The organism is Stutzerimonas stutzeri, assembly GCF_024448935.1.
GTDB lineage: Bacteria > Pseudomonadota > Gammaproteobacteria > Pseudomonadales > Pseudomonadaceae > Stutzerimonas > Stutzerimonas stutzeri_AO.
The window spans coordinates 25,907-34,903 of the sequence record NZ_JAMOIE010000052.1 but is presented as its reverse complement, the minus strand read 5'-3'; the positions used below and the strand labels follow the sequence as shown (position 1 = coordinate 34,903).

Here is an 8,997-nt window from a genome sequence, read left to right as displayed (position 1 = left end):
TTAGGACATCGCGACGCGACGAAATGCGGCTGCCACGTTTTGCGACTGCCAAAGCGGCTGCACTGCTGCTGCCTGTATGCGGGGCTGCGTCAGGGGCGACCCGCCAAAAACTGCCGTAAAGCTCTGGCGAGCGCGGCACTGGAAAAGAGTGAAGCGTACAGCCGTAAAACAAACGTAGCCTATGTTCGAAAAAAGGGCGGGTATCCTACACGAATTATCGAAAGTCTGCATGGCGCCGCAGATAGCGTGCTGGCGCAAAGGGGCTCATGCCTACGCACCGGTCGGGCTCTGAAGCCATTGCAGATTGCTGCGCCAGCCTTGCGCGTAGGCGCGATCCGCTACCGCAACGGGTAAGATGACACCCCTCCGCGCCTGGCTACTCACCATGTCCTACTCCGTTTCCCCCATCGGCTTCGTCCGCTCCTGCTTCAAGGAAAAGTTCGCCATTCCACGCCAGCCGCAACTGGCACCCGCCGCTCGAGGCGTACTGGAACTGGCCGCACCGTTCGATCAGGTGCATGCGCTGGAGGGACTGGAACAGGTGAGCCATGTCTGGCTGCTGTTTCTTTTTCATCAAGCCTTGGAGGCCGAACCCCGTCTGCGCGTACGGCCGCCACGTCTAGGTGGCAACCGGATGGTTGGCGTATTCGCGACCCGGGCGACGCACCGGCCCAACGGCATCGGGCAGTCGGTGGTGAAACTGGACCAGATCGAGCCAGGCCGTCTCCATCTGTCGGGAATCGATCTGCTCGATGGGACTCCGGTACTGGACATCAAGCCTTATGTCCCCTATGCCGATGTGGTCACGGATGCCCATAACGGCTTGGCCGAGGACGCACCCAACCTCATTGCAGTGCGCTGGACCGAGGCCAGCCTGCACCAGGCGCACTGCGAAGCGGCACGACTGGGCGAGCCGCTGCAAGCCTTGATCGAACAGTGCCTGGCACAGGACCCGCGACCGGCCTATCAGACGCCAGCAGCGGAACGCCGTTACGGCACCCGGCTCTGGGATGTCGAGGTTCGATGGCATTACCCGGAACCGTCAACCATTACGGTATTGGAAGTGACACGAGCAGCCAGCTAGGCTGACCTAGACCTTCGCAAGACCATTCAGGAACATCCTGCAAACCGGCCCGAGTAATCGCCTCTTAAGCCCAGCGCATACGACAGGTGCCCGTCATGCCCACATTCGTCGGTATCTACGTTTACCCCGGCGTCGAGGTGCTCGACTTTACGGGGCCTTACGAGGTATTCACCACCGCGACGCGGCTGGCGCTGCGCGACGGTCGGCCACCGCCCTTCTCGACCTCGACCATCGCTGCGCGCAAGGGACTCGTGCGCGCCAGGGCGGGGCTGGTTGTCCAACCCAACTATAATTTTGCCAACCACCCCGCCATCGACGTGCTGATCGTCCCGGGCGGAGTGGTCACCAACGAACTGGAGAACCCCGAGGTGGTGCGGTGGATCGAGAAGACCGCCACCCAGGCCGGGCTCACCGCCTCGGTGTGCACTGGCGCATTCCTGCTGGCGAAAGCAAACGTCCTTTACGCGCATAAGGTGACCACGCACTGGGAAGACACCAGCGAACTGAAAGCGATGTTCCCGCTGCTAAAAGTGGTCGAAGGCTGCCGCTGGGTTGATACCGGCCGCTACGTAACCTCGGCAGGTATTTCGGCCGGTATCGACATGAGCCTGCACTTGGTCGAGCGTATCGCTGGCCGCGAACTGGCCGAAGCCACCGCCCGACAAATGGATTTCGACTGGCGCAAGAACAGCTGACCCGAAACAACACCAGTACTGCTTCGTCCACGGATCAGCAGGCTATTTAGGCGCCGGCGTGAGCAGCAATCGCTGGGTGCCGTAGACCTCGTCGAGATTCTCCGATTTAAATGGGAAGCTCAGGTAGCCGCCTTTCAACCAGGCCTCGATGCCGTCGGCATAGTGCGGGCTGGCCGGGTTGCCGGACTGACCGGTGCTGTTTAGCCCGATCATCGGCTCATCACGACCGAAGTCGACAATGATCCGCATGGCCGGGATCAGCCAGCTATCGAAATTGTCGCCCCAGCGGTAGGCCGACACGTTCAGCGTGCTGTGATCGCCACCAGCCGCTACCGGTCCCCGATCCAGATAGCCGCTGATCGCACTGATGCCGGCGCGCTGGCTGGGCGACATGTAAGGCGCCAGTTGCGTAGTGCCGGTCTTCCAGGTGTAGGTATGCAGTTGCCCCCACTGCCAGGCACTTCGGTCAGTGCCCAGGGCAGTTTCCATGCGACTGACCGCAGCGGCAAGCGAGCGCGCCAGAACGGCCGGCTTGTCTTCCTGTTGCGGCGTACCGATATCGTCCCAGAACGGACTGTCGTCCCAGCCGAGCAGATGATCGGCCTGTGCCGAATAGGAGGCGTTTGCGGTCTCGACCAGGGCCTTCCAGGCGGCGCTACCCTCCGGCCCCAGCTCGTCGAGAAAGGTCTGGCGTGCCGCCTCCATCAGGAAGGTTTCATACAGCGCTGCGTCCGCAGAGCCAGCAGCGAGCTTGCCATCGAAGCGCAGAAGGGTCGAAAGCGCTTCACGTGCCCGGCGCCGCTCAGGTTCGGCAAGCGTATCGATGGCGGCTTTCAGCGGCTGCGCCATTCCCGGCGCCTGCAGCATGGTCTGCAGCTTGGCCGCAAAGGTTGTCGTCTGGTCATACTGCATTGCGATCACACTGCGGCTGTCCTGCTTGCCCCGACCAAGCAGCTCGGCGATACGCTCGGCACGCTCCGGGTAGTACCAGGAGTTGGACAGCTGCATGCCATAGCCCTTGGGCACGGTGCGCTGATTGGCGGTCGCCAGCCAGCCTTGTATCGGATCCTGATCATAGGGGTGAAGCATGGGATCGGCGTAACCGTCCCAGTCATAACGCCCTTCCCAACCCGGCGACGGAAGCAGGCCCAATCCCTCGCGCCGGTTCGGATAGCGTCCGGTGACCTGCCAGCCGGTACTTTGCTGGTCGGCAAACACGATGTTCAGCGCCACAGCACGGATGTCGCGGGTCGCCTCGAACGCCTGGTCGACGGATTGCGCACGGGTCAGGTCGAAAAATGCATCCAGCGTCTGATCAGCCTCGAACTGGTTGGTCTTCAGAGCCAGCCCGTAACCGCTGCTCAACTGCAGCGGCTGCAAGGGATGTTTGCGCGCCCCCAGAACGCTGTTGAGCAGCGGCCCGTTGCGTGTCTCGTAGATCGTTTCTCGGACAGGGCGCGCGCCCTTGATAAAGAAGGTCTCATTTCGCTCGCGAGCCGGCACCCACTTGCCATCGGCCAGATACAGCAAGCGGCTTCCCTCGCGCCGCACCTGCTCGAGAAAGAGGTCCTGGGTATCGCCCATGACCATGGTCATGCCCCAGCCCAGCTTGCCGTTGAACCCGGCAACCACGGCAGGCACGCCAGCGATCGTCACGCCCGCAGCCTGAAACTTCGGCGAGCGAATCTGCACGAAGTTCCAGTACGACGGCATGGACAGCGGCAAGTGCGTGTCATTGGCCAGGATCGGCTTGCCACTGCGCGTATTGCTGCCGGAAATGGCCCAATTGTTCGAAGCGGCGACCCCCAGCATGTTCAGCGAGGCAACCTGGGCGGCAGCGCGCTCAAGCGCTGCAAGCCCGGCAATATCGCCGCTCAGCTTCAAGCCTTTGAGCTTGTCGGCCTCCTCAAACGGCAACGCCTCGTCTGGGTAGGTGGGCAGCAGCCAGGCGAGCTTGTCCGCACCGACTTTCTGCGCCATGACCAGCGATGCGATTTCTTCCTGAAGATTGACCGCCAGGCCGAAGTTCAACAGACAGAACACCAGTACCGAATCCTCAGCCTTCCAGTACTCGGGGGTATAGCCAGTGACGGCCAGATCCATCGGCAACTTGTCGCGATGACGGAACAGGTAGGCGTTGACGCCGCGGGCATACACCCCGAAGAAGCGCTTCATCCGCGGCGAGCTTTCCCGGTACAGCACCGCAGCGCTTTGCCGAAGGTTTACCGCACGCATGAAGCGGTCGACCTCAAGCACGCCGGGCCCGGCCATTTCAGCCAAGCGCCCTTCGGCCATGAGCCGCATGCTGACCATCTGACTCAGCCGGTCAGTGGCATGTACGTAACCCAGCCCGAACAGCGCATCATGAAAGTTCGCCGTTTCAATCAGCGGCATACCCAGCGTGTTGCGACGGATGCTTACGCTCTTGTCGAGCCCCGTAATCGCCTGAACGCCCTGGGCCGGCGGCAGGCTGTCGCTGTAGCGACTGTCCAGATAGGCCTGGCAGCCGCTGAGGGCTCCACCCACACATACGGCGCCCAACGCCAGGCGAACCAGAACAAACGGCAGACGCAGTGGCATCAACGGCTCCTTGCGGGCAGGGCACGACAAAACAGAAGGATAGATGGGTGTGGTACGTGATGCCGTCGCGTTCAGGCCGCTTCGCGGTTTTTTGGCAACACTTCGTCGAGCAGCCAGCGAGCGGAGCGACGTGCCTCAGCCTTGTGCTGCAGTTCAAGCGCGCTGAAGCGGGCTTCATGACGGCGTCGCTCGTTTTTATCCAAGGCCTTCCAGGCAGCATGTGTGGGTACCTGCTCGGTCGCCTCGAAGAGCGCCTGGAAGACATGGCAGCGCGGATCCTGGCCAAGGTTAGTGTCGTAGTTGTCCAGCAGCACCTTGATTCGGATAGCGCCCTCGATCAGCGGCACCTGCTCGTCGAGCAGGCTGCTGGCCAGCACCCGCAAATCCGCCGCAAGCGCTGCATGCTGTTGCGCCTGCATCTCGGCGAGTTGTTGCTCTCTGCGCCAGACCCTACGCCATAAATGCAGGGCGTATCCCGCCAGGCCCGCGATCAGCAGCAGGCCGGCGATCAGCAATGCGATGGCGAGGGGCGTCATGAGCGGATCAGGCTCCGTGGCACTTCTTGAATTTCTTCTGGCTTCCGCATGGGCACGGGTCGTTGCGGCCGACATCCTTCAGCGGATTGCGAACCGGATCGTGGCTATGGCTGCAGTGCGGTCCGTGGACATGAGGGGCATGGTCGTGATCGTCGTCATGGCTGCAATCAGGGCCGTGCACATGGGTGTCTTGGTTCATCGGTGTTGCTCACTCCGGGATAAAGTTGCCGGGGATTATCTCGCCATTGGTCGCAATGTGCACGCGTCGACCAAGCATCAGACCCGTTTTCAGCTCGCCCTGCAGACGATAGGCAATCGGGCGGTCCGGTTTTTCCAGCAATCGCACGATGTACTTCATATGCCGCCACAGATTGGTGTAAATCGGCACCTCGTAATATTCGAAGCCATGCGCCGGGACGGTTGTCCAGCCACTGGACTCACCACTCGCCAGCTCGACGTCGTTGAGGTGGACGGTATAGACCAGGCCGCGCACGGGCAAGCTCTGCTCATTGGGATTGTCGATGCGGAAACGCAGCATGAACTGCTGTTCGAGCAGCCTCGCCTTGATGATCTCGACATCCGTGAGCTGGACACCAGGGTCCTGGAAATCACTGCTGAACCAGGTCGAACAACCCGCAAGACCGGACAGCAGACCCAGCAAAACCACTGCTCTCGATATTCTTCTTATAGGTGCGTGGCAAGGCATTCCGGTACTCCAAGGGACGGCCAAGTGTAGCAAGCGGCAGGTCGGCTGCAATGGGTTGTTTGGCGAAACTAGCATATCCCTGCTACGTCTTTGCTACCGTTCTGACGACGCCCGTCGAAGCCATCCACGCCGTTACCGCCAGCATGCCACTGGCTAGCCACGGCACCAGCTGGCGGGACTGCACTCAACCAGCCAGCACGCGAGCCAGTACCGCACGTACCTTCACCATCCCTTCAGCCAGCGCAGCCTCGATTTCCTTCATGGTGATGATCCCACTGGTTTTGCCCGCGGCCGGATTGACCACCAGCGCCAGACAGGCGTAGGGCAGCTCCAGTTCACGCGCAAGCACCGCCTCGGGCATACCGGTCATCCCGACGATGTCGCAACCATCGCGCTCCATCCTGGCAATTTCAGCGACCGTCTCCAGCCGCGGCCCCTGAGTGCAGCCATACACACCATGACTGCTGAACAGGTAACGTTCAGCTGCCAGACCGGCGATCAGGCGCTGGCGCAAGGGCTCGTCATAGGGATAGCTGAAGTCGACATGGGTGACATGCTCGATGTCGCCTTCGAAGAAGCTGTGCTCGCGGCCGTAGGTGTAGTCGATCAACTGATGCGGCACGCAGAGATGACCGGCCCCCATGGCCGAGTGGATGCCGCCAACCGCATTCACTGCGATAACGGCCTGCGCGCCGGCACGCTTCAGCGCCCACAGATTGGCGCGATAGTTGACCTGATGTGGCGGAACCCGGTGCGGGTGACCATGCCGAGCGAGAAACAGCACTTCGCGACCGGCGTACTGTCCATGCAAAATACCGGCCGACGGCGGACCATAGGGCGTTTGCATGGGTATCGCTTCGCGCAGGGTCAGCCCAGGCAGCTCGGTGAGCCCGGTGCCGCCGATAATGGCATGGCCAGTCATCTGTGTTTCCTTGGTCAAGCGATCAGTTCGGCTGCTTTGAGTGCAGCGACGGATGCGCGCCAGCGTGGATCCTGTTTGTATTCCAGAGAGCCGCAAGCCCGGTTGCGCATTCTGGCCAAAGCCGGCGATGGCTGCGCCCCGAGCCGCTGCAGCGCCGACAATGCAAGCTCAGCAGCTCCGCGATCGTTACACACCAGCCCCATATCGCAACCCGCCGTCAGCGCCGCCTCGATGCGGCTCGCGGCATCTCCAGCGACATGCGCACCAGCCATCGATAGGTCATCACTGAAAATCAAGCCGCGGAATCCCAACTCATCGCGAAGGACATCCTGCAACCAACGCCGAGAAAAACCAGCGGGCCTGTCGTCTATTTGCGGGTAGATAACATGGGCGGGCATCACCGCATCAAGCTCGCCGGCCAGCCTGCGGAAAGGAACGAGATCCCGGCCGCGCAGCTCATCCAGCCCGCGCTCATCGACCGGTATTGCGACATGAGAATCCGCCTCGGCCCAGCCATGACCGGGAAAGTGCTTGCCGGTGGCCGCCATTCCGGCGCCGTGCATGCCCCTGACGAAAGCGCCGGCCAGCTCGCTGGCTCGTTGCGGATCGCCCTCGAATGCACGCGAGCCAACCACTGCGCTGCGCTGGTAATCGAGATCCAGCACTGGCGCGAAACTGAAATCGAGACCGACTGCGAGCACTTCGGTCGCCATCACCCACCCGCAGATTTCTGCCAGCGCCTGCGCATTGGCACGCGGGGCGAATTCGCGCATTGCCGGTAGCCGAACGAAGTCACGCCGCAGCCGCTGGACGCGCCCCCCTTCCTGATCGACCGCCAGCAGCAGGTCAGGCCGCACCGCTCGAATCGCTCGGCAAAGCTGCTGGACCTGAAGCAGGCTTTCGATATTCCGGGCAAATAAAATAAGCCCGCCTACTTCCGGTTGGCGTAGTAATTGTCGGTCCTCGGCGGTCAGCCAGGTACCGGCAATATCCAACATCAAAGAGCCTTGCATATTGGTGAGCGAATCCTTATTTCAGCGTTGCGCTCGACCAATCCGGGCATGCAGCTTCGCCGATATACACGGCACAGCCAGCGGGCACACGGGGGAAGAGCTCGAGCAGGTCGGCATTGCGCAACCTGATGCAGCCGTGGGACAGCGGTGTGCCCATGGGCTCCGAATCAGGCGTGCCATGCAGATAGATGTAGCGGCGAAACGTATCGACTGGCCCCAACCGGTTGTACCCCGGCTCGCAACCGCTGAGCCAGAGAATCCGGCTCAGGATCCAGTCGCGTCCGGGAAACCGGTCGTGCAGCTGCTGATTCCAGACCTCGCCCGTCCAACGGCGACCCCGCAGAACGGCCCCGCACGGCAGGCCTTCGCCGATACGCGCGCGTACCTGGTGGCGGCCACGCGGCGTGCAACCAGAACCGTTGCGCTCACCGACACCGTTACGAGCGGTAGAGATGGGTAGCCGGACACGCAGCCTGCCATTGGAAAACCCGTAGAGCAGCTGGTCGGCAATTGAAATATGAAGGAAATCGAGATCGGGCATAGACGGCAAGCTTAGCCGATCACCCCTGACCATGCACCTCAGCCCTTGGCGGGCATCGCCAAGGCGTTACGTCGAGCAATCGGATGGGCCTGCACCAGGCTTGGATCCTCCACGCCCGAATCGGCCCGCATCCCGGCTGCGAGAAACGGAACCATCATGCGCATGACCTGCTCAATCGAGGTACTTGCACCGAAATCGTTCTCGGCGATAGCCCTTAGCGCCTTGATTCCTGACATGCTGAATGCGGCTGCGCCGAGCATGAAGTGCACACGCCAGAACAGTTCAATTGGAGGAATCGACGGCGCGGCCTCGTGGACTCGATGCATGTAACGGCGAAACACCTTGCCGTACATGTCCTCCAGGTAACGACGCAGATGTCCCTGGCTCTGGCTGAACGAAAGCCCCAGCAGACGCATGAAAATGGACAGATCGTCGTCACTGCGTGGCGTCACTGCCAGCGCCTGTTCAACCAGGATCTCCAGCAACTCTTCGAGGCTTTCCTTCCTGTCGCACTGCGCTTCGCGCCTGTCCATCTCTCGCTCAAGGCTGATGCAGAACGGCTCTAGAAAACGCGAGAAAACTGCCTGGATAAGCGCCTTTTTCGAACCGAAGTGATAGTTCACTGCGGCCAGGTTGACACTGGCTTTGCTGGTGATCAGACGCAGCGATGTCTCGGCGAACCCCTTCTCAGCGAACAGTTGCTCCGCCGCATCCAGAATACGCTCGACTGTTTCGGACTGCGCCATGCCCTCCTCCCCGACAAACACCTGTTTGAAACTTACGTTTCAACCTACACCAAGTCAACCGACATAACGCCGAAATGCTTCGATGACCAGATTAACGCGCGCACAGCCTACCTGTCGTTCAAACAAACAAGCATTGCCAAGCATTCGGTACTGTATATAATCCCAGCTACTGTA

The 8,997-nt window shown here is 61.3% G+C and carries 11 protein-coding genes; 3 read left to right on the top strand and 8 right to left on the bottom strand.

Annotation, left to right across the window (positions count from 1 at the left end; all coding sequences use genetic code 11):
- The 3 genes from NA637_RS15355 to NA637_RS15345 all read left to right on the top strand — a co-directional run.
- Positions 1 to 354: hypothetical protein (locus NA637_RS15355; RefSeq protein ID WP_256073232.1), on the top strand; the 354-nt coding region annotated here is incomplete at its 5' end.
- Positions 355 to 385: 31 nt separating this feature from the next.
- The gene (gene tsaA, locus NA637_RS15350) at positions 386 to 1,084 is read left to right on the top strand and encodes a tRNA (N6-threonylcarbamoyladenosine(37)-N6)-methyltransferase TrmO (RefSeq protein WP_256073231.1); all 699 of its coding nucleotides are present in this window, start codon (positions 386 to 388) and stop codon (positions 1,082 to 1,084) included.
- A 95-nt stretch (positions 1,085 to 1,179) separates the two neighbouring features.
- Positions 1,180 to 1,779, top strand: coding sequence for a DJ-1/PfpI family protein (locus NA637_RS15345; RefSeq protein ID WP_256073230.1), 600 nt, complete (start codon positions 1,180 to 1,182; stop codon positions 1,777 to 1,779).
- A 42-nt stretch (positions 1,780 to 1,821) separates the two neighbouring features.
- Here NA637_RS15345 and NA637_RS15340 read toward each other — a convergent pair whose 3' ends face one another.
- The 8 genes from NA637_RS15340 to NA637_RS15305 form a co-directional block, all read right to left on the bottom strand.
- On the bottom strand, positions 1,822 to 4,359 hold the full coding sequence (locus NA637_RS15340; protein WP_256073229.1) for a penicillin acylase family protein: 2,538 nt from the start codon (positions 4,357 to 4,359) through the stop codon (positions 1,822 to 1,824).
- A 71-nt stretch (positions 4,360 to 4,430) separates the two neighbouring features.
- Positions 4,431 to 4,895 (bottom strand): DUF2489 domain-containing protein, encoded by a 465-nt coding sequence (locus NA637_RS15335; RefSeq protein WP_256073228.1) that lies wholly within the window; start codon positions 4,893 to 4,895, stop codon positions 4,431 to 4,433.
- Positions 4,896 to 4,902: 7 nt separating this feature from the next.
- Positions 4,903 to 5,094, bottom strand: a complete 192-nt coding sequence (locus tag NA637_RS15330) for an SEC-C metal-binding domain-containing protein (RefSeq protein ID WP_256073227.1) — start codon at positions 5,092 to 5,094, stop codon at positions 4,903 to 4,905.
- Positions 5,095 to 5,103: 9 nt separating this feature from the next.
- Positions 5,104 to 5,601 (bottom strand): LEA type 2 family protein, encoded by a 498-nt coding sequence (locus NA637_RS15325; protein WP_256073226.1) that lies wholly within the window; start codon positions 5,599 to 5,601, stop codon positions 5,104 to 5,106.
- Positions 5,602 to 5,785: 184 nt separating this feature from the next.
- Positions 5,786 to 6,523 carry an S-methyl-5'-thioinosine phosphorylase gene (locus NA637_RS15320; RefSeq protein ID WP_256073225.1) on the bottom strand — a complete coding sequence of 246 codons (738 nt, stop codon included), beginning with the start codon at positions 6,521 to 6,523 and terminating at the stop codon, positions 5,786 to 5,788.
- Between the two features lie 14 nt (positions 6,524 to 6,537).
- Entirely contained in the window at positions 6,538 to 7,536 is a 999-nt protein-coding gene (gene nagZ / locus NA637_RS15315; RefSeq protein WP_256073224.1) for a beta-N-acetylhexosaminidase, read from the bottom strand.
- 16 nt (positions 7,537 to 7,552) lie between these two features.
- Entirely contained in the window at positions 7,553 to 8,077 is a 525-nt protein-coding gene (locus NA637_RS15310) for a L,D-transpeptidase (protein ID WP_256073223.1), read from the bottom strand.
- Between the two features lie 38 nt (positions 8,078 to 8,115).
- Positions 8,116 to 8,823, bottom strand: a complete 708-nt coding sequence (locus NA637_RS15305; RefSeq protein ID WP_256073222.1) for a TetR/AcrR family transcriptional regulator — start codon at positions 8,821 to 8,823, stop codon at positions 8,116 to 8,118.
- Positions 8,824 to 8,997: the final 174 nt, after the last annotated feature.

Coding starts and splice junctions, on each gene's coding strand:
- NA637_RS15345 (WP_256073230.1), top strand. CDS start 1,180: ATGCCCACATTCGTCGGTATCTACGTTTACCCCGGCGTCGAGGTGCTC.
- NA637_RS15340 (WP_256073229.1), bottom strand. CDS start 4,359: ATGCCACTGCGTCTGCCGTTTGTTCTGGTTCGCCTGGCGTTGGGCGCC.
- NA637_RS15320 (WP_256073225.1), bottom strand. CDS start 6,523: ATGACTGGCCATGCCATTATCGGCGGCACCGGGCTCACCGAGCTGCCT.
- NA637_RS15330 (WP_256073227.1), bottom strand. CDS start 5,094: ATGAACCAAGACACCCATGTGCACGGCCCTGATTGCAGCCATGACGAC.
- NA637_RS15335 (WP_256073228.1), bottom strand. CDS start 4,895: ATGACGCCCCTCGCCATCGCATTGCTGATCGCCGGCCTGCTGCTGATC.
- NA637_RS15310 (WP_256073223.1), bottom strand. CDS start 8,077: ATGCCCGATCTCGATTTCCTTCATATTTCAATTGCCGACCAGCTGCTC.
- tsaA (WP_256073231.1), top strand. CDS start 386: ATGTCCTACTCCGTTTCCCCCATCGGCTTCGTCCGCTCCTGCTTCAAG.
- NA637_RS15305 (WP_256073222.1), bottom strand. CDS start 8,823: ATGGCGCAGTCCGAAACAGTCGAGCGTATTCTGGATGCGGCGGAGCAA.
- nagZ (WP_256073224.1), bottom strand. CDS start 7,536: ATGCAAGGCTCTTTGATGTTGGATATTGCCGGTACCTGGCTGACCGCC.
- NA637_RS15325 (WP_256073226.1), bottom strand. CDS start 5,601: ATGCCTTGCCACGCACCTATAAGAAGAATATCGAGAGCAGTGGTTTTG.